Annotated in this window: 18 protein-coding genes; 12 read left to right on the top strand and 6 right to left on the bottom strand. The window is 61.3% G+C overall.

From position 1 onward, the window contains the following. Nucleotides 1-113 precede the first annotated feature (113 nt). The 6 genes from prfA (at nucleotide 114) to KHO23_RS26480 (ending at nucleotide 5,892) form a co-directional block, all read left to right on the top strand. Nucleotides 114-1,196: a peptide chain release factor 1 gene (gene prfA / locus KHO23_RS26505; RefSeq protein WP_211614575.1), complete on the top strand. Its 1,083-nt coding sequence runs from the start codon at nucleotides 114-116 to the stop codon at nucleotides 1,194-1,196. A 6-nt stretch (nucleotides 1,197-1,202) separates the two neighbouring features. Further along, entirely contained in the window at nucleotides 1,203-2,045 is an 843-nt protein-coding gene (prmC, locus tag KHO23_RS26500; protein ID WP_211614573.1) for a peptide chain release factor N(5)-glutamine methyltransferase, read from the top strand. Between the two features lie 114 nt (nucleotides 2,046-2,159). Then, nucleotides 2,160-2,471 carry a Grx4 family monothiol glutaredoxin gene (grxD, locus tag KHO23_RS26495; RefSeq protein WP_211614571.1) on the top strand — a complete coding sequence of 104 codons (312 nt, stop codon included), beginning with the start codon at nucleotides 2,160-2,162 and terminating at the stop codon, nucleotides 2,469-2,471. Nucleotides 2,472-2,520: 49 nt separating this feature from the next. After that, on the top strand, nucleotides 2,521-3,117 hold the full coding sequence (locus tag KHO23_RS26490) for a UbiX family flavin prenyltransferase (RefSeq protein ID WP_211614568.1): 597 nt from the start codon (nucleotides 2,521-2,523) through the stop codon (nucleotides 3,115-3,117). Between the two features lie 113 nt (nucleotides 3,118-3,230). Further along, nucleotides 3,231-4,016: a DODA-type extradiol aromatic ring-opening family dioxygenase gene (locus KHO23_RS26485; RefSeq protein WP_211614566.1), complete on the top strand. Its 786-nt coding sequence runs from the start codon at nucleotides 3,231-3,233 to the stop codon at nucleotides 4,014-4,016. Between the two features lie 412 nt (nucleotides 4,017-4,428). Beyond that, complete coding sequence (locus KHO23_RS26480; protein ID WP_211614564.1) at nucleotides 4,429-5,892, top strand: chitinase; 1,464 nt, start codon at nucleotides 4,429-4,431, stop codon at nucleotides 5,890-5,892. Between the two features lie 179 nt (nucleotides 5,893-6,071). On the opposite strand, the gene KHO23_RS26475 is transcribed toward KHO23_RS26480, so the two are convergent. Next, the gene (locus KHO23_RS26475; protein ID WP_211614563.1) at nucleotides 6,072-7,667 is read right to left on the bottom strand and encodes an APC family permease; all 1,596 of its coding nucleotides are present in this window, start codon (nucleotides 7,665-7,667) and stop codon (nucleotides 6,072-6,074) included. Nucleotides 7,668-8,201: 534 nt separating this feature from the next. Here KHO23_RS26475 and KHO23_RS26470 point away from each other — a divergent pair. Further along, on the top strand, nucleotides 8,202-8,405 hold the full coding sequence (locus KHO23_RS26470) for a cold-shock protein (protein WP_007180251.1): 204 nt from the start codon (nucleotides 8,202-8,204) through the stop codon (nucleotides 8,403-8,405). Between the two features lie 111 nt (nucleotides 8,406-8,516). Here KHO23_RS26470 and KHO23_RS26465 read toward each other — a convergent pair whose 3' ends face one another. Continuing rightward, nucleotides 8,517-9,767 (bottom strand): Hsp70 family protein, encoded by a 1,251-nt coding sequence (locus KHO23_RS26465; protein WP_211614561.1) that lies wholly within the window; start codon nucleotides 9,765-9,767, stop codon nucleotides 8,517-8,519. 190 nt (nucleotides 9,768-9,957) lie between these two features. Here KHO23_RS26465 and KHO23_RS26460 point away from each other — a divergent pair, with 190 nt between their 5' ends. Next, entirely contained in the window at nucleotides 9,958-11,424 is a 1,467-nt protein-coding gene (locus KHO23_RS26460; RefSeq protein ID WP_211614559.1) for an MFS transporter, read from the top strand. 91 nt (nucleotides 11,425-11,515) lie between these two features. Here KHO23_RS26460 and KHO23_RS26455 read toward each other — a convergent pair whose 3' ends face one another. Further along, nucleotides 11,516-12,109, bottom strand: a complete 594-nt coding sequence (locus tag KHO23_RS26455) for a nitroreductase family protein (protein ID WP_211614557.1) — start codon at nucleotides 12,107-12,109, stop codon at nucleotides 11,516-11,518. Between the two features lie 187 nt (nucleotides 12,110-12,296). After that, entirely contained in the window at nucleotides 12,297-13,580 is a 1,284-nt protein-coding gene (locus tag KHO23_RS26450; RefSeq protein WP_211614555.1) for an MFS transporter, read from the bottom strand. A gap of 154 nt (nucleotides 13,581-13,734) precedes the next feature. On the opposite strand from KHO23_RS26450, the gene KHO23_RS26445 reads away from it, so the two are divergent. After that, complete coding sequence (locus tag KHO23_RS26445; protein ID WP_211614553.1) at nucleotides 13,735-14,376, top strand: TetR/AcrR family transcriptional regulator; 642 nt, start codon at nucleotides 13,735-13,737, stop codon at nucleotides 14,374-14,376. Nucleotides 14,377-14,461: 85 nt separating this feature from the next. Then, on the top strand, nucleotides 14,462-15,016 hold the full coding sequence (locus KHO23_RS26440; protein ID WP_211614551.1) for a DUF1415 domain-containing protein: 555 nt from the start codon (nucleotides 14,462-14,464) through the stop codon (nucleotides 15,014-15,016). A gap of 42 nt (nucleotides 15,017-15,058) precedes the next feature. Here the strand turns inward: KHO23_RS26440 and KHO23_RS26435 are convergent, their stop codons facing one another. Further along, nucleotides 15,059-15,901, bottom strand: coding sequence for a class I SAM-dependent methyltransferase (locus tag KHO23_RS26435; protein ID WP_211614549.1), 843 nt, complete (start codon nucleotides 15,899-15,901; stop codon nucleotides 15,059-15,061). Nucleotides 15,902-16,286: 385 nt separating this feature from the next. On the opposite strand from KHO23_RS26435, the gene KHO23_RS26430 reads away from it, so the two are divergent. Further along, nucleotides 16,287-16,607, top strand: coding sequence for a type II toxin-antitoxin system HicA family toxin (locus KHO23_RS26430; RefSeq protein WP_211614547.1), 321 nt, complete (start codon nucleotides 16,287-16,289; stop codon nucleotides 16,605-16,607). 89 nt (nucleotides 16,608-16,696) lie between these two features. On the opposite strand, the gene KHO23_RS26425 is transcribed toward KHO23_RS26430, so the two are convergent. Beyond that, nucleotides 16,697-16,906, bottom strand: a complete 210-nt coding sequence (locus KHO23_RS26425) for a DUF1059 domain-containing protein (protein ID WP_211614545.1) — start codon at nucleotides 16,904-16,906, stop codon at nucleotides 16,697-16,699. Between the two features lie 407 nt (nucleotides 16,907-17,313). On the opposite strand from KHO23_RS26425, the gene KHO23_RS26420 reads away from it, so the two are divergent. Continuing rightward, a complete protein-coding gene (locus KHO23_RS26420; protein WP_211614543.1) occupies nucleotides 17,314-18,585 on the top strand; it encodes a TIGR03862 family flavoprotein in 1,272 nt (423 codons plus the stop codon). Nucleotides 18,586-18,715 lie beyond the last annotated feature (130 nt).

The raw sequence follows: 18,715 nt of genomic DNA, 5'->3' as shown, positions 1-18,715 counted from the left end.
CCCTGCCGCACCGTCCGCGCCATTCTGAGTGGCCCGCGACATGCTTCTGACCAGGGCATCTGCCCACTCCCCTAGTCGCCGTCCTTGCCGGAGTCCGCTCCGAAACCCGTCCGATGAAAACGAGCATGCAACGCAAGCTCGACCAGCTCACTACCCGGCTGGCCGAACTGAACGACCTGTTGAGCCGCGAGGACATCACCTCGAATCTCGACCAATACCGCAAACTCACGCGTGAACACGCCGAGCTTGGACCGGTCGTCGAGCATTACGCGCTGTGGCGCCAGGCGATGAGCGACGCGGCGACCGCGCAGGAACTGCTGGCGGATGTGTCGATGCGCGACTTCGCGGAAGAGGAGATTCGCACGGCGCGCGAGCGGATGGAAAAGCTCGGTTCGGAATTGCAGAAAATGCTGCTGCCGAAAGACCCGAACGACGACCGCAACATCTTCCTCGAAATTCGCGCCGGCACGGGGGGCGACGAATCCGCACTGTTCGCCGGCGATTTGCTGCGCATGTACCTGCGCTTTGCCGAGCGCAATCGCTGGCAAACGGAGATGATGTCGGCGAGCGAATCGGACCTCGGCGGCTACAAGGAAGTGATCGTTCGGATCGCCGGCGAGGCGGCCTATTCCAAACTCAAGTTCGAGTCGGGCGGCCATCGCGTGCAACGCGTGCCGGCCACCGAAACGCAGGGCCGCATTCACACGTCGGCGTGCACAGTGGCGGTAATGCCGGAAGCAGACGAAATCGGCGAGGTCGAGATCAATCCGGCCGATCTGCGCATCGACACGTTTCGCGCCTCCGGCGCGGGCGGGCAGCACATCAACAAGACCGACTCGGCGGTGCGCGTCACGCACTTGCCGACGGGTATCGTCGTCGAATGTCAGGACGACCGGTCGCAGCACAAGAACAAGGATCGCGCGCTGAAGGTGTTGGCCGCGCGCATCAAAGATAAGCAGTCGCACGAGCAGCAGGCGAAGGAAGCCGCAACGCGCAAGAGCCTGATCGGCTCGGGCGATCGCTCGGAACGGATTCGCACCTACAACTTCCCGCAAGGGCGTCTGACGGATCACCGGATCAATCTGACGCTGTATCGCCTCGACGCCCTCATGGACGGCGATCTCGACGAATTGATCGCCGCCCTGGTCAGCGAGCATCAGGCCGAGTTGCTGGCATCGCTGGGCGACGCGGACTAAGCGCGGATGGACCCGGTCACGCCCGCCGCGCTGTTGCGCGCCTCGCCACTCCCGCCGCTCGAAACGCGAATTCTGCTCACGCACGTGCTCGGCTGGCGCCATACGCAATTGATTACGCGCGGTGATGATGCGCTCGACAGCACGGTCGTTGAGCGATACCGGGCCCTGGAAGCGCGGCGTATCGCCGGTGAGCCGGTGGCGCAACTCGTCGGCGGGCGCGAATTTTTCGGGCTTGATTTCGAAGTGACGCCCGACGTGCTGATCCCACGTCCCGAAACCGAATTGCTGGTCGAAACGGCATTGGCGGCGCTGGAAAACATCGCGCGGCCACGCGTGCTCGATCTGGGCACAGGCACCGGCGCAATTGCCGTGGCGATTGCCTCGATGCGGCCCGACGCGCAAGTCTGGGCGCTGGACCGTTCCGCCGAAGCGCTGGCGGTGGCCGCACGCAACGCCGCACGTCTGCTGGATACCCAACGCCCTGGCGGCGCCTTGGAATTGCAGCAAAGCGACTGGTACGGCTCACTTGACACAGCGTTGCGCTTTAACGTGATCGTCAGCAATCCGCCGTATATCGCGAGCGGCGATCCGCATCTGTCGGAAGGCGATCTGCGCTTCGAACCGCGCGGCGCACTTACCGACGAAGCCGACGGACTCAGCGCGATTCGCAAGATCATTGCCGGCGCGCCCACCCGTTTGGCCGCCAACGGCGTATTGTGGATTGAACACGGGTACGATCAGGCGGAAGCGGTGCGCGCACTGCTGAGCGCGCAAGGATTTGCACAAGTCCGCTCGGAGCACGATCTTGCCGGCATCGAGCGAATCAGCGGCGGAGAGTGGCCCGGCTAATCTCGATGGACGGCCTTAATCGCCAGGGTGACAAAGCGGCCCTCGGCCGGTCTTACCGAAATCCGCTATCATTTCAGCCTATTCCCTACACATAACGGAACCGCAAGGTCAGTCATGGATACGCAACAACGCATCAAGCAAATCGTCGACGAAAACAATGTCGTGCTCTTCATGAAGGGCAGCGCTCAGTTCCCGATGTGCGGCTTTTCCGGCCGCGCCATCCAGATTCTGAAGGCGTGCGGCGTCAACGAAATCAAGACCGTCAACGTGCTCGAAGACGACGAAGTCCGCCAGGGCATCAAGCAGTTCTCGAACTGGCCGACCATTCCGCAGCTCTACGTGAAGGGCGAATTCGTCGGCGGCTCGGACATCATGATGGAAATGTACGAATCGGGCGAACTGCAGCAACTGTTCGCCGCGGCCTGAAGGGCCGCTGTCCGAACGTTTGTTGTCCTCCAACAAGGCGCCGCGAGCCATGGAAACACGCGCTGCAGCGCCACGCCGGCTGATCGTCGCGATCACCGGCGCAACGGGCGCCATCTACGGCATCCGGTTGCTCGAGACGTTGCGCAAGCTCGGCGGCGTCGAGAGTCATTTACTGATTTCGAGCGCGGGCTGGCTCAATATCCAGCACGAACTCCAGTTGAGTAAAGAAGACGTGCATCCGCTCGCGGATGTCGTCCACTCGGTGCGCGACGTCGGCGCGAGCATCGCGTCCGGCTCGTTTGCCACCGACGGCATGGTGATCGCTCCCTGCTCGATGAAGACGCTCGCAAGCGTCGCACATGGCTTTTCCGACAACCTGATCACCCGTGCCGCCGACGTCACGCTCAAAGAGCGCCGCAGGCTCGTGCTTCTCGTGCGTGAAACGCCGTTCAATCTCGCGCACCTGCGCAACATGACGGCTGTCACCGAAATGGGCGGCGTGATCTTTCCGCCCTTGCCTGCTTTCTACAACCAGCCTGCGACGATCGACGAAATGGTCGATCACACGGTGGCGCGCGTGCTGGATCTGTTCGCCCTCGGGCCAGCTTTGTCGCCGGCTTGGGCCGGATTGCGCGAACCGGATTAACAACACTCGCGACACAATCAATTCCGTTTTCACCCGTTTATCAAACGTCGGTACGGACCTATATTGATAGCAACCCTACTTCCGCGCCGCGTTCCCGCGGCGGCGTTGCTGCCATGAATCGCTTACCGTCGCTTTTCCTCTCCCACGGCGCGCCCACGCTGCCGATCGACCCTTCCCTGCCGTCCGCCGAATTCGGTGCACTGTCGGCGCAATTGCCGCGTCCTGAATCCGTGCTGATGCTGTCGGCCCACTGGGGCACGGCGCAGCCGGTGGCGAGCACCGCCGCGGCGCCGGAAACGATCCACGATTTCTACGGCTTCCCCCGTCAGTTATATGAGATTCAATATCCGGCTCCGGGCGCGCCCGATATGGCGCGCCGTGCCGCCGTGCTGCTCGGCGAGAACGGTATCCTCACCGACGCCCAGCCGCATGGCCTCGATCACGGTGCGTGGGTGCCGATGCTGCTGATGTTCCCGGAAGCCGATGTGCCGGTCGCGCAACTGTCGATCCAGCCGCACATGGACGCTGCCCATCACTTCCGTGTGGGTCGCGCGCTGCGCTCGCTGAAAGACGACGGCGTGATGGTGATCGGCTCGGGCCAGATCACGCACAACCTGCGCGCTGCGGATTTTTCCGCGCGCCCGGAGGACGCCGATCCGCGCGTGGCCGAATTCACCGACTGGTTCGAGGCCAGGCTCGTCGCGCACGACATCGACGCGTTGCTCGACTACCGCCGCCAGGCGCCGCATGCGGTGTTGATGCATCCGACCGACGAGCATCTGCTGCCCGTATTCGCGGCACTGGGCGCGGCGGACGACGATTATTCGATAGCAATCCAGTCGCTTGGAACGTATCAACGCTCGCTCGCCATGACGAATTACGTGTTCGGTAGCGCCTGAGTCAACGCCATCGAAGCGCCAAGTCACGGTCGACGCGCCGCAAATAAAAAAGCCCGCCTGAGCAACTCAGGCGGGCTTTTTTTCGTGCCGCGCCGAACCACGGCGATCAGGCGGTCCGGTGCAGGACTCGGCACAGCAACTTGGCAACGCTAACAGAATGAGCCAAAGGGACCGTTCACCCGATAAAAAACGCCCATTGCCTCATCTGCTGACGGCAACTTCAGCCTTCGTTGTGTTGGCGCTTCTTATACCGGGAATACCATTTCGTATGAAGATATATTGTTAAGTCTTCTTCCAAAGAAGCAAACGTTTGCCAATAATGTACTCCGCCTTCAAACCGGGGGCGCCGCCTGCACGGGTTACCCGAAGCACTCGGCGTCCCCCTAAAAAAAACGGAGAAGAAATGAGACGGATGTCATCGAGGATCCTGGCCGCTTCGGCCCTATGCATGAGTGCGATGAGCGGTGCCTTCGCTTCCGGTGTCTACGCACCCTATGTGGACGTGACGGCATGGCCTACGCCGCTACTCGACGTGATCGGTGTCCAGCAGGGTATCCAGCAATTCACCATGGCTTTTGTCGTGTCCGCCAACAGTCAGTGTGTCCCATCGTGGGGCGGTGTGCAGAACATCGGTCCCGGCAATACGTCCGATCTGCTCACGTCGCTCTCGACGTCGCTCACGAACTATAGGGCGAAGGGCGGCGACGCTTCCATCTCGTTCGGTGGCGCGAACGGCGTACCGCTGATGCAGGCATGCACCAGTGCCGCAACCTTGCAGAGCGCGTACCAGACGGTGATCGACAGCTATGCGCTCACGCACATCGACTTCGACATCGAAGGGGCGTCGCAGCAGGACACCACGGCGATTGCGCGCAATTTTCAGGCGGTTCATGCACTGCAGTCGGCGATGACGGCGAAGGGCAAGACGTTGCACGTCACGCTCACACTGCCAGTTATGCCGACAGGGCTGACTCAGGACGGTGTCAACATTCTCAACGCAGCCATTGCCAATAACGTCTTGTTCGACGCGATCAATGTCATGGCGATGGATTACGGCAGCCCTTCGATCGAGATGGGGCAGGCAGCGACGCAGGCCGCATCGTCGCTGTACTCGCAAATCGACACGGCGTTCAAGTCGGTCGGACAGACAAAGACGGATGCGCAGCTTTGGCAAATGGTCGGGGTAACGCCGATGATCGGGATGAACGATGTGCAGGGCGAGACGTTCACGCTCGCCGACGCCCAGTCGGTGCTGAACGTCGCACGTGCCGACGGATTCGGGCTATTGAGCAACTGGTCGGTGGGACGCGATCAGGCCTGCCCGAACAACGGTGCATATACGTCGCCGAGTTGCTCGGGCATTCAGCAAACGCCGTATGCGTTTGCCGCGATCTTCGGGCAGCTCAACGGTCACTGGGGATCGGGCGTGACGAAGGACGCGTCGTATAAGGGTTCCACGTCGGGCAGCGGCAGTGGCAGTGGCGGCTCGGGCAGCACCTCAGGCGGCGGTTCTGGTGGCGGCACGGGAAGCGGCGGTGCGACCGGCGGTGGGTCATCCGGTTCGGGCGGTACAGGCAGCTCAGGCGGCGGCACGCCGGTGCCCGGCGCAGCATGGTCGGCCACGCTGGTTTATACGGCAGGTATGACCGTTACGTATCAGGGGACGACCTACAAGGCGCAGTGGTGGACGCAAGGAGACGTACCCGGGCAGTCGGCGGTATGGGTACAGCTGTCCGGGCCCCTTGCAACATGGTCCCCGACCATGGCCTATTCGGGCGGCACCTGCGTGATGTACCTCAGCGCGAAATATTGCGCCCAATGGTGGACCCTGGGCGACACCCCAAGCAAGGGCGGTGTCTGGGTCAAATCGAACTGAACGTGCGTTAGCTGCACAGGTTGAAAGTGTCACGGCGGGGCGTTGGGCCTCGCCGGCCGACACATCGTTGCGGTGATACTTTCGCTTTAGCCATGTCCTCTTCGCCATCGAAACAGCGAAGAGGACAGCAGAGCGCGATTCGGGTGAGCAACCCCTTTGGCTCATTCTGTTAGCGTTTCTTAATGTGCGCCGATGCCTTCGAGCACTTCGTCGTGCGTCTGACGCTCTTCGAGGTATTCCGAACGGTAGCCGCTATTCACGCCCCAGTAGTAGAACACCAGCGAGAACGCGGCCACCACCAGCATGTCCCAGCCGTACGGCAGGATGCCGTGACCGCCAAACTCCTTGCTACCGATCAGCGACAGGATCGCCATAATCGGCAGGTAGGCCACGAGCCACCATGCAGCCTTCAGGTCACGCCCCCAGCCGCCGAAACCCGACTTCGCCTGGAAATAGAAGTACACCGGCAGTGCGACGACCATCAACAGAATGATTTCGCCGGTCAGCGGCCACTTCGCCCAGTACAGGATCAGCGAGGCGCACACGAATGCGAACGGGGCAATGATCTTCATGCCCGGAATGTTCAGCGGGCGCTCCAGATCCGTCGCCGCGCGGCGCAGTGCCATCAGGCTGATCGGGCCAGTCAGGTACGAGATCACGGTCGCGACCGAGATCACCGCCGCCAACGAACTCCAGCCACGGAAGAAGAACAGGAAAATGAACGACACCAGCAGGTTGAACCACATCGCCTGACGCGGCACACCGTAGAACGGGTGCACGTTGCCGAACATCTTCGGCATGGTGTTGTTGCGCTCCATGGCGTAGATCATGCGGGTGGTCGTCGCCATGTAGGTCGTGCCGGTGCCGCTCGGGCTGACGAATGCGTCGACGTACAACAGGATAGCCAGCCAGTTCAGGTTCAGCGCGATCGCCAGTTCCGCAAACGGCGAAGCAAAGTTGAAGTGGCTCCAGCCCTTCATCACGTCGCTCGGGTTCACCGCGCCGATATACGCGATCTGCAGCAGCACGTAGATCACCAGCGCCAGCAGGATCGAGCCGATCACCGCGAACGGCACGCTCTTGGCCGGATTGCGCGCTTCACCCGCGAGGTTGATCGGGCTCTGGAAACCGTTGAAAGCGAACACGATGCCGCTCGTCGACACAGCCGTCAGCACAGCCGACCAGCCGTACGGCGCAAAGGTGCTCGCTTCGCCGAAGTTTTCCTTGTGGAAGCCCGTCAGCATCAGACCAGCAATCGTCGCACCCGGAATCAGGAACTTGAAGACCGTGATCGCCGAATTGGCGCGTGCGAACAGCTTCACGCCCCAATAGTTCAGCAGGAAGTAAATGATCACGAGGGCCGCGGACAGCAATAGCCCATTTGTCGTTAATGACCCGTCCACGAATAGCGCATGCGCCCATGGATACGGCCAGGTACTCATATACTGAATGGATGCTTCAGCCTCGATTGGAATCACCGAGACGATGGCGATCCAGTTGGCCCATGCGCTGATGAAACCCACCAGCGCACCGTGCGAGTAGCGTGCGTAGCGCACCATGCCGCCGGACTCAGGGAACATCGCGCCGAGTTCTGCGTAGGTCAATGCAATCGCGAGAATCACAACCGCGCCGATGATCCATGCACAAATGGCAGCAGGCCCGGCAATTTTTGCAGCCTTCCACGCGCCGAACAGCCAGCCCGATCCGATGATCGAACCCAAGCCGGTCAGCAACAGCGCGACCGGTCCGATGTTCCGTTGAATAGAACTTTTCACATCTTCTCCTGTGTCGACCAGAGTTAGCGCTTTAGCACTGACTCTGGCCCCATACACTGTGTGTCGGCCGGAGTTAGTGCTGTAGCAGTTACTCCGGCCCCATGCGAGTTGCAGCAGAACTATGCCGGCACCGCGTGACATCGCTTGTGGCGCTGAGGACGAGGTGACGCGCATGCTTTCGCGACGGCTCATCCCAATCAGGTGCAACCGTCGTGCGGCGCGTAGTTTAACGGTTGCACCCGCACGATGCAGCGAAACCAAGGGTTCTCCCTGGCAAAATTTTCGGACGAATAGCAAGGTTTGTAAGCAATTTCTACGCCAATCCGTCAAAAACTTGTAAAATTGGGATGAGAGTGTTGACCTTCTCCCGAAATCGCCGTATAACGTTCGGGCAGGATTTCAAGCGGCGAGTGAATTGGTCTTTCGTAGTTCGCCCATCAACGGTACTCCGGTTGGTCCCATTACCCCCTTCCTTGATTTTCATGCGCACCCATTGGGCTTCGGCCTTATTTACCATCTTTAGGAACAAGTAATATGGAAACCGGTACCGTCAAGTGGTTCAATGACGCAAAGGGCTTTGGCTTCATCACGCCGGACGGCGGTGGCGAAGATCTGTTCGCGCATTTCTCGGAAATCCGCACGGAAGGCTTCAAGACGCTGCAAGAAAACCAAAAGGTTACGTTTGAAGTGAAGACGGGCCCGAAGGGCAAGCAAGCTGCTAACATCAAGCCGGTGTAAGCAAGCACGCTTCCTTCTGGACGCAAAAAACCCCGCCTTGGCGGGGTTTTTTTATATCTGTCGCAATTGCATGCGGCGATTATCTGCGCAGTATGCGGCTGGTTAGTCGGGTTATCCGAACAGACGTCGCGCGTGAATACCAAGACCTGTCGCGACGCTGGCAAGACGGTCGCCGAATACTGCTTTGGCATCCGGAAATGCCGCCGCCAATGCCCCGGATAAAAACGCTAATCCAGTCGAGCCGCCCGTGAAGTAAATCGCGTTGACGTCGCGCGGTGCCACGCCGGCCGCCTGCACCGTATCCCGTGCCGCCTGCACGATGCGCAGCGTCTCGTCCTGCCCGGCCTTGATGAGTTGTGCTTCGTCGAATGCGAGGCGCAGGTCGTCTTCCACCTCGTCGAGGTCGATCACGGTCTCGCCGCCCGCCGCCACGCCGATCTTCGCCTCTTCGGCATGAGCCGCCAATGCATGGCCCAGGCGGCGCTCCACGACGCGCATCAGGCGGTCGTGATGTTTGACCTGGGTGAACAGATGCCGCATGAGCGCGAGTTCGCTGACGCGCTTGGGTGCGTAGACGGTGTTGATCAGGTGCCAGGTCGCAAGATCGAAATAAATGCGGTTCGGAATCTCCCGGCCTTCAGGGTCGAGCGCCTGATAGCCAAGTTCGCGCAGGATTGTCACCAGTTCGACACGACGGTCAAAATCGGTCCCTGCGACGTGCACGCCGTGGTGGGCCAGCACGTCGTCTTTACGCTCGACGCGTGTCATCCGCTCCGGCCCCACCCGCACCAGCGAAAAGTCCGACGTACCCCCGCCAATGTCGGCCACCAGCACGAGCCCCTCTTCCGTCAGATGCGATTCGTAGTCGAACGCGGCCGCGATCGGCTCATACTGGAAGTGAATCTCCCGCAATCCGACTGACCGCGCCGCCGCTTCGAGCTGCTGCTGCGCCATCTGGTCCGCGCGCGGATCGTCGTCGACGAAGAACACCGGGCGGCCCAGCACGGCGCGGCTGATCGGCCCGCCGGTGCTTTTTTCCGCCGAGCGCTTCAGGTGGTCGACGAAAATCGCGATGATGTCCGTGTACTTGATCGCCGAGCCGTCGCCGAGATCGGTCGAGTTCTCGGCGAGCGGCGAGCCGAGAATACTTTTCATCGAGCGCATCAGACGGCCGTCGAAACCGTCGATGTACGCCGCCAACGCCGAGCGCCCGAACTCTCGGGTGTTTTCGTCGGTGTTGAAAAAGACGGCGGTCGGCAGCGTCGTATAGGCGCCCTCGACCGGCGCAAGCTTAAGCGCAGCGCCGTCTGGGACGGCCACGGCCGAATTGGAAGTACCGAAGTCAATCGCGCAATAGTTCATGGCAGGAATCGCCGCTCACGGCTGGCGCGGACAGAAAGGGGAGCGGCTTTGTATCACGAAAGCCCAATCAGCATCAACTGACGCTTTTCGGGATGCCCGCAACCCTGTTCAGAATCCGCTCGACGGAACAAAAATTGCTGAATTCGACAGGATACGCCGCCAAATTTCAGCAATCAGGAGACTTGCAGCAATGAGCGCGCCGCCTACCGCCGTTGTCCACGAGAAAAACGCCGCCGTCATTGAAACCGACCTGCCCTCGCGACTCGACCGTTTGCCGTGGGGACGCTTTCACTCGCTGATCGTTGTCGCGCTGGGCGTGACGTGGCTGCTGGACGGTCTCGAAGTGACCTTGGCGGGCGCAGTGGCAAGTGCGTTGAAATCTAGCCCATCGTTGCGCTTTACCAACGCCGACGTGGGCCTCGCCGGCAGCGCTTATATTGCCGGCGCCGTGCTCGGTGCGCTCGGCTTCGGCTGGCTGACCGACCGGCTCGGCCGTCGCAAGCTGTTTTTCGCCACGCTCGCGGTATACCTGGCCGCCACCGCAGCAACCGCCTTCTCGTGGAATCTCGCCAGTTTCCTGCTATTTCGCTTTCTCACCGGCGCGGGCATCGGCGGCGAATATACGGCGATCAATTCGACGATTCAGGAGTTCACGCCCGCACGGGTGCGCGGCTGGACCGATCTCGGCATCAACGGCACCTTCTGGGTCGGCGCGGGACTCGGCGCGGCGGGCTCGCTGGTCCTGCTCGATCCGAATCTGCTGCCAGGCGACTGGGGCTGGCGCGCCTGTTTCTTCATCGGCGCGGTGTTGGCGCTGGGGATTTTGCCGATGCGGATCTGGGTGCCCGAAAGTCCGCGCTGGCTACTGACGCACGGCGGCGAACGCGAGGCGCGCTCGATTGTCGACGGCATCGAAACGCGCTTTCGCCATGAGGGCCATGCGCTCGCCGACGACAGCCTCACGCAGTTAAAGCTGCGGGCGCGCGGACATACGCCATTGCGCGAGGTGTTTCACACGCTTTTCAATGTGCACCGGCAGCGTGCGCTGGTCGGCCTGTCGCTAATGACCGCGCAGGCTTTCTTCTACAACGCGATCTTTTTCACCTACGCGCTGGTGCTAACCGATTTCTATCGCGTGCCGGGCGACCATATCGGCTGGTATCTGTTGCCCTTCGCGCTCGGCAACTTCCTTGGACCGCTGGTGCTCGGCCGGTTCTTCGACGTCATCGGGCGGCGCAAGATGATCGCTTCGACTTATGCGCTGTCCGGCATTCTGCTGACGCTCAGCGGCTACCTGTTCGAACAGCAGATGCTCACCGTTGTGACGCAGACGATCGCGTGGATGGTGGTCTTCTTCTTCGCCTCGGCGGCGGCGAGTTCGGCGTATCTGACGGTCAGCGAATCGTTTCCGCTGGAAATCCGCGCGCTAGCGATCGCAGTGTTCTACGCATTCGGCACAGCGCTGGGCGGCATCATTGGACCGGCGTTTTTCGGACGGCTGATCGACACGCATCAGCGTAGCGAAGTGTTTCTGGGCTATCTGGTCGGCTCAGGGCTGATGCTCGCCGCTGCGGTGATCGCGGCGATCTGGGGCGTCGACGCGGAGCGCAAGTCGCTCGAGAATGTCGCCACGCCGCTTTCGAGCGTCGTGGAATGAATCGCGCGCCCTAAAGCTTCGCGAACCATGCGGAATAAAAAACGCGCGGTCAACACCGCGCGTTTTTATCACCACCGAGGCCGCAAAGCGCTCAGAACGCCTTCTTCCAACCACCGCCGTAGGCAATATCGGCAAGCGGCAGACGCTGACGCACCGACTTTTCGCGCTCACGCAGCACCGGATCGAGTTTATCGACGTCGCCGTAATGGCCGAGTGAAATGATGGCGATCACGTCGACGTCGTGCGGCAGCTTGAACGCCGTGCGAAACGCGTGCGGGTCGAAGCCGCTCATCTGATGCGCGGCGAGACCGAGCGCGTGCGCCTGCAGCACCAGCGCCATCGCCGCTGCACCCGCGTCGTAAGGCGCGCAGCGGTTCACTTCGCCTTTGTTGGTGAGCGTATACGTGGTCACTGCGATCAGCACCGGCGCCGACGCATTCCAGCCCTGATTGAACGGCACCAGCGTGGCGAAAGCCTGCTTGAACGAGACTTCATCGACGCTGCGGTCGAATACGAGGAAACGCCACGGTTGCGCGTTATACGAAGACGGCGCCCAGCGTGCCGCTTCGAGCACCGAATGCAGATTTTCGCGGCTCACCGGCTCGCTCGAATACGCGCGCGGGCTCCAGCGACCTGCAATCAGCTCGTGAATGGCAACTGCGGTAGGGGCGGGTTTGTTGGTCATGCGCTTCTCTCGGTCGAAATTCATGATCGACGGGCGGTTGCCCGGGGTCTCATAGCATAACCGGGCTGGGCCGCTCGCGCTCCAACAAGTGCGCAGTTAGTTTTCGTATTGGCTGCAATGGCAAAACGGCCTCATGAGAGGCCGTTTATGCAGATTCGCTTCGTTCACCGCGCACCGAGGCGCAGCTTCACGCCGCTTGCGGTTCCGGCACCTTGGCCGGCCGGTTGATCCGCAGCACGATCATGGCAGCCACCAGGCACAGTCCGCCAGAAATCATCGACGCCACCGTGTACGTGCCGAGGCTCGCGCGCAGCATGCCCGCGCCGAGCGCCGCGAAAGCCGCGCCGAGCTGGTGGCCGGCGACCACCCAGCCGAACACGACCGGCGCCGACTCCTTGCCGAAGGCATCGGTCGCGAGACGCACGGTAGGCGGCACGGTGGCGATCCAGTCGAGTCCGTAGAACACCGCGAAGAGCGGCAGGCCGAAGAAATCGATACCGAACGCGTGCGGCAGATACATCAACGACAAACCGCGCAGGCCGTAGTACCAGAACAGCAGCACGCGGCTGTTGAAGCGGTCCGACAGCCAGCCCGACAGCGTCGTGCCGAACAGATCGAAGATGCCCATCGCGGCGAGCAAGGAAGCGCCCTGCACTTCGGTCATGCCGTAGTCGCCGCACATGGCGATCAGGTGCGTGCCGACGTAACCATTGGTGCTCGCGCCGCAGATAAAGAAACTGAAGAACAGGAGCCAGAAATCGCGCCGCTTGCTCGCCATGGCAAGCGTGCCGAAGGCGATGGCCAGCGGGTTCTGTTTGGTGACAGTGGTGGAGATCGGCGTGTTGGCCGGTTCGCCGAATGGGCGCAGTTGCATATCCGCGGGCCGCTCCGGCAACAGAAACGCGACCAGAGGTAATACGATCGCCGCCGCGCCCGCGACGACCCACACCACCTGGCGCCACCCGTAATGCTCCGCGATGGCCGCGAGCATCGGCAGGAACACCAGTTGGCCGGTCGCCGAACTGGCCGTGAGAATCCCCATCACGAGGCCGCGATGCGTGGTGAACCAGCGTGTCACCACGGTTGCCGACAACGACAGCGCCGCCACCCCGGTCGAGCCGCCGACCATCACGCCCCAGATCAGAATCATCTGCCACGGGTGCGTCATCAGCGACGACAACGCCACGCCCGCCGCCATCGTGCCGAGCGCGATCAGCAAAGTAGGACGCACGCCAAAGCGCTGCATTGCCGCGGCCGCGAACGGCCCCATCAGACCGTAGAGCGCAATGTTCACGGAGATCGCGAGCGAAATTGTCGCGCGGCTCCAGCCGAATTGATGCTCCAGCGGCACCATCATCACGCTCGGCGTAGCACGCGTGCCGGCCGCCGCCAGCAACACCAGAAACACCACCGCGACCGTCAACCAGCCGTAGTGGAAACGTCCGCCAATCAGTCTCGCTGCCCAGTTCATCGGTTCTCCAATCGACGCCTGCCCGAAGGCCGCGCCGCTCGCACTATTACGATTTCGGTAAAGGACTTGTGACAGATCAGTCACAATGAGTGTTGCGATATTAGTTACTGGTCGGTAACATGTCAAGGCGTTAGTTCAATCCAGGTGGCACACCATGTCCAACAGTGAAACCCTCAAGCCAGCCCGTGCACGGCGAACGCGCGGCGCGCAGACGGCCGGCCCGCAGGCGCAGCAGAATCTGTTGCGCGCCGCGGACGAACTGTTCTATCGCGAGGGGGTGCGAGCGGTCGGCATCGACACGGTGGTCGAGCGCGCGGGCGTGAACAAGATGAGTTTGTATCGCCAGTTTTCGTCGAAAGACGACCTGGTGCTGGCGTATCTGGAGCGCAAGGACGAGCAGTTTTTCGGCTATGTAGAGAAGAGCTTTGCGAAGCATCCCGGCGAGCCGGCCAGGCAGCTTCAGCAATATTTCGACGACCTGGCGGTGCGCGCATCGATCGACGACTACCGCGGCTGTCCTTTCGTGAATGTCTCGGTGGAGTTTCCCGACGCGGCGCATCCGGCACGGCAATTCGTGTTTCGCAACAAGGAACGGCTGATGGCGCGGCTTCTGGAACTGACGACTGCGGCAGGCGCCGACGATCCCGTGGCGCTGGCCAACGGGCTGGGTTTGATGATCGAAGGCGTGTATGCGGCCAGCCAGACCTACGGCCCGGGCTGCGGGCCGATCCTTGCCGCACCGAAGGTGGCGGCGCAGTTGATCGCCGCAGCGTGCGGCGCGTCAGCGGCACGTTAAAGTTTTTGACCTCCTGTTGCGGCAGAGCGCGGATCGGTACGGTTCCGCGCCGTTAGAATGGCACTTTCCCCTTTCGCTGCTTGCTATGTCGTCGCCTGCCGAATCTCATGACGCTGTTATCACCGCCACTCGTCACTGGCTAACAGAGGCCGTGATTGGGCTCAATTTGTGCCCTTTTGCCAAGGCCGTGCATGTGAAGGACCAGATTCGCTATGCCGTGAGCGACGCAGTGAATATGGAAGGGGTTTTAACCGATCTCGAAAACGAAATTCAGGCGCTCGTCGCGGCAAATCCTGAAACAGTGGATACCACGCTTCTGGTTTTACCGCGGGCGCTCGGCGATTTTCTCGACTATAACGATTGCCTGTTTTTTGCCGAAAGAATGATCAAACAACTTCGGCTGGAAGGCATTATCCAAATTGCGAGCTTTCACCCTCAATATCAGTTTGAAGGCAGTAAACCCGACGATATTGAGAATTACACGAATCGGGCGCCCTACCCGATTTTGCATCTGCTTCGCGAAGATAGTATTGAACGGGCGGTTCAGGCTTTTCCCGATGCTGAAGCTATTTATGAGCGGAATCAGGAAACCCTGCGGCGCATTGGTCTTAAAGGTTGGAATGATCTGATGAAAAGGTAGTTCGTGCGGTGGCCATGAAAAAGCCACCGCTACAGGACAAGATCAGGCAGAGACGAAAAACCGTTCTTTCAGCTCCTCGATGCCAAGCGTCTCCATCACCTCATTAAGCCTCTCGGCCGGCCGCCGCCTCGGCAGATCCTTGAACTGCGCAATAATCAGTTCATTCTTCATGGAATGCTCCCACCCGACCAGTTCGGTCACGCTCACCTGATAGCCATGTGCTTCCAGCTGCAAGCAGCGCAGCACGTTGGTAATCTGGCTTCCAAATTCCCGGGTATGCAGCGGATGCCGCCAGATCTCGGTCAACGCATTCCCCAGCGATTTACCCTTGTTCTGCCGTAGCACCCCGGCCACCTCGGCCTGGCAACACGGCACGACCACGATGTACTTCGCGTGCTTTTCCAGAGCGAACCGGAGTGCGTCGTCAGTCGCGGTATTGCACGCATGCAGCGCCGTCACGATATCGATCTGTGCCGGCAAGCGCTCCGAAGTGATGGACTCCGCGACCGACAGATTCAGGAACGACATGCCCTTGAAGCCCAGCCGCTCGGCCAGCTCCTCGGATTTCGTCACCAGTTCCTCGCGCGTTTCGATGCCGTAAATGTGCGACGCCCCACCAGCGGCGTCGTGAAACTCCTTGAAGAACAGGTCATACAGGATAAAACCTAGATATGACTTGCCCGCGCCATGATCGACGAGCGTCACCGCGCCCTGCTGATCCTTGAGGTCTTTCAGCAGCGGCTCGATGAACTGGAACAGGTGATAGACCTGCTTCAGCTTTCGGCGGCTGTCCTGGTTCATCTTGCCGTCGCGCGTCAGGATATGAAGCTCCTTCAAGAGCTCGACGGATTGGTTCGGACGGATTTCGTGGGTTTTGCTGGACATCGTGGGGAACCGCCATTGATTGCAACGCGAACGTGCGACAGGTGACGGAAAAAAGGAAAAGTTGCTGCCAGTTTACCCAAAGCGCGGGCCGCTCACCTGAGGAGCCGCATCGAACATGCGAGAAACACCGCAAACCTGGAACACTTCCTGCTCGAAAAGCAGTACGCAGGACGTTTCCAACGTGGTTTCAAAGCATCTTGCAGGCCGGCTCACTCGATGGCGTAAGCCGTGTCGCGCATAACAACAGCCTGCCGGCCGTGGCATTGATCACGCGAACCGAATGCATGTGGGGAGGACGGTCCCGGAACACGGACTGAACGTTACGTAACCGGCAGCGCGCCGCGATCTCAAACGGACGCGCGCCTGGATAATAGAAGAGGCAGCGATGGACACGGTACCCAACGGAAACGTCGAACAGAAATTTCAGGAAATGCTGGCCAAGCTCACCGCCACGCCCGCGTGGTCGGAGAAGCAGCAGCTCGAACTGGAAATGGCACGCGACATCTCCTCCGAAATGTTGCGGCTGGCCGAAGTCATGCGCGATGGCAGTGTCGACATGGAGACGTGCCTGACGATGCTCAAGTACGCGAAAGTACTCGACTTCGTGATGACAACGCTCGCTTCACGTCGCGACATCAAACCGCAAACGCTGCGAGTCATTTTCAAGCTGGCCGGCCTGAAGGTGGATGAGGCCTACCCCGGCTAGAACGCCCACGCAACGCCGCGACCCGTTCGAGCGGCTCACAGCCACTCGAACTGATCGGCCGGCATCTGTCCTCAAAGAAGATCAACAAATCACGCGCGCGGGGCTTCGACCGGCGGCGTGCCGTCATGAAACAGCGTCTTGAGCTGGTCACGCAGTTCCGGCGAGTCCGCATGTTTGTGTACCGTCACGGCATGCTGCACAGCCGCGTCGAGCAATTCGCTCTCGCTGTCGGCAGAGAGGGCAACGGTGCATTTCGTTTCGCTCGGGAACTCGCGGCAGTCGATGTATTTGCGAGTCATGGCAGTCTCCTTGATCAAACGTCGAAACATCCAGACAAACAGCGGGCGCGCAAACCACGTCGCCAGCCGCGACGCGGCTGCATTGGCCGTGTCGGGCGAAATGAGAGCGGTGGGGTAGTGTGACGCGGGGAAGAAGCGGACTGCGTCCGGTGGAAGGTGTTTGAAAAGTATAGTTCGCGTGAGTGAATAACAAAGGAGCGAACGTGAGCGCAGGAGCTTGCGATACGCCCGAACCCAGCTCTTTTCGGCCGTTAGCTCGCGCTGGCCCGTTAGCTCGTTGACCGGTCGCAGGTCGCCGGTTGCCCAGTTTGCCCTGCGTTGCCGACGGTGTGAAAATAGCGCCCTTCGCGCCGCCCGATTGTCGGATCGGGCCAACGCGCCGCCCCTCCGCTCATCCGCAGGACCGCATGTCATCCTCCTTCGATTCTGCCCGCGTCGCCGTGATCGGCGGCGGCCCCGCCGGCTTGATGGCCGCCGAGGCGCTCGCTCTGCATGGCGTACAAGTCGACGTCTACGACGCGATGCCATCCGTGGGCCGCAAATTCCTGATGGCGGGCAAAGGCGGCATGAACATCACGCATTCGGAACCGCTCGAGCCGTTTCTTGGCCGCTACGGCGCGCGCCGCGAACAAATCGCGCCGCTACTCGACGCGTTCGGTCCCGACGCATTGCGAGCCTGGCTACATGGGCTTGGCGTCGAAACCTTCGTCGGCAGTTCGGGGCGGGTTTTTCCGACCGATATGAAGGCGGCGCCGATGCTGCGTGCGTGGTTGCATCGGTTGAGGGAAGCGGGCGTGCGCTTTCACATGCGCCACAAGTGGACCGGTTGGGACACCGATGACGGGAACACCGCGGCGCATGCGTTGCGCTTCGAAACACCCGACGGCGAGCAACGCGCGACCTGCGATGCCGTAGTGTTCGCACTCGGCGGCGCAAGCTGGCCGCGGCTTGGATCGGACGCCGCATGGGTGCCGCTCTTGAGCGCACGCGAAGTGCCGGTGACGTCATTGCGGCCCGCAAACTGCGGCTTCGATGCGGACTGGAGCCCCTATCTGCGCGAGCGTTTCGCCGGTCAGCCAGTGAAATCCGTGGCCATCATGCTCACCGATGTAGACAATAAAGTCCACAATCGACAAGGTGAAATACTTCTGACCGAAACGGGCCTCGAAGGGAGCCTGATTTACGCGCTGTCCGCAGCCATCCGGGAGCGGATTCTCGCCGACGGCGACGTCACGATCGCGCTGGACCTGGCGCCAGGCTTGACGTTGGAGCGTGTCGTTGCCGAGGTCACGCGACCACGCGGTTCACGCTCCATGTCGACTCACCTGCATGGCAGAGTCGGCATTGGAGGCGTAAAACTGGCCTTATTGCACGAGATTCTGTCGAAGGAAGCCTTCGCCGATGCGAATGGCCTCGCACACGCGATCAAAGCGCTGCCGGTGCGACTCACGCGCACCCGGCCTATCGAGGAAGCGATCAGCACCGCGGGCGGCATCCCTTTCGAAGCGCTGGGTCAACATTTGATGATCGAGCATCTGCCCGGCGCGTTCTGCGCGGGTGAAATGCTCGACTGGGAAGCGCCGACCGGCGGTTATCTGCTGACCGCCTGCTTCGCCAGCGGCCTCGCGGCCGGACGCGGCGCAGTGGCTTATCTGAAGGCGCGCGGCGTGCCGGTCTGACACGCCGTTTTTCAGCGGCGTCTCGTCTAGCCCGCGAATCCGGTGCCGATGCAATGGATCTCGCATGGCCGCAGTCTCGAGCAACGCTGCGGGCCCGATTGCTGCGCACCATCGCGTTCCATCGCGCGCA

This window comes from Paraburkholderia haematera (genome assembly GCF_905220975.1).
GTDB lineage: Bacteria > Pseudomonadota > Gammaproteobacteria > Burkholderiales > Burkholderiaceae > Paraburkholderia > Paraburkholderia haematera.
The sequence above is the reverse complement of the archived record's forward strand: the minus strand, read 5'-3'. Positions and strand labels throughout refer to the sequence as shown.

Excerpts from the sequence above, each read along its gene's own strand:
- prfA (WP_211614575.1), top strand. The coding sequence starts at position 114 with ATGAAAACGAGCATGCAACGCAAGCTCGACCAGCTCACTACCCGGCTG.
- prmC (WP_211614573.1), top strand. The coding sequence starts at position 1,203 with ATGGACCCGGTCACGCCCGCCGCGCTGTTGCGCGCCTCGCCACTCCCG.
- grxD (WP_211614571.1), top strand. The coding sequence starts at position 2,160 with ATGGATACGCAACAACGCATCAAGCAAATCGTCGACGAAAACAATGTC.
- KHO23_RS26490 (WP_211614568.1), top strand. The coding sequence starts at position 2,521 with ATGGAAACACGCGCTGCAGCGCCACGCCGGCTGATCGTCGCGATCACC.
- KHO23_RS26485 (WP_211614566.1), top strand. The coding sequence starts at position 3,231 with ATGAATCGCTTACCGTCGCTTTTCCTCTCCCACGGCGCGCCCACGCTG.
- KHO23_RS26480 (WP_211614564.1), top strand. The coding sequence starts at position 4,429 with ATGTCATCGAGGATCCTGGCCGCTTCGGCCCTATGCATGAGTGCGATG.
- KHO23_RS26470 (WP_007180251.1), top strand. The coding sequence starts at position 8,202 with ATGGAAACCGGTACCGTCAAGTGGTTCAATGACGCAAAGGGCTTTGGC.
- KHO23_RS26465 (WP_211614561.1), bottom strand. The coding sequence starts at position 9,767 with ATGAACTATTGCGCGATTGACTTCGGTACTTCCAATTCGGCCGTGGCC.
- KHO23_RS26460 (WP_211614559.1), top strand. The coding sequence starts at position 9,958 with ATGAGCGCGCCGCCTACCGCCGTTGTCCACGAGAAAAACGCCGCCGTC.
- KHO23_RS26455 (WP_211614557.1), bottom strand. The coding sequence starts at position 12,109 with ATGACCAACAAACCCGCCCCTACCGCAGTTGCCATTCACGAGCTGATT.
- KHO23_RS26450 (WP_211614555.1), bottom strand. The coding sequence starts at position 13,580 with ATGAACTGGGCAGCGAGACTGATTGGCGGACGTTTCCACTACGGCTGG.
- KHO23_RS26445 (WP_211614553.1), top strand. The coding sequence starts at position 13,735 with ATGTCCAACAGTGAAACCCTCAAGCCAGCCCGTGCACGGCGAACGCGC.
- KHO23_RS26440 (WP_211614551.1), top strand. The coding sequence starts at position 14,462 with ATGTCGTCGCCTGCCGAATCTCATGACGCTGTTATCACCGCCACTCGT.
- KHO23_RS26435 (WP_211614549.1), bottom strand. The coding sequence starts at position 15,901 with ATGTCCAGCAAAACCCACGAAATCCGTCCGAACCAATCCGTCGAGCTC.
- KHO23_RS26430 (WP_211614547.1), top strand. The coding sequence starts at position 16,287 with ATGGACACGGTACCCAACGGAAACGTCGAACAGAAATTTCAGGAAATG.
- KHO23_RS26425 (WP_211614545.1), bottom strand. The coding sequence starts at position 16,906 with ATGACTCGCAAATACATCGACTGCCGCGAGTTCCCGAGCGAAACGAAA.
- KHO23_RS26420 (WP_211614543.1), top strand. The coding sequence starts at position 17,314 with ATGTCATCCTCCTTCGATTCTGCCCGCGTCGCCGTGATCGGCGGCGGC.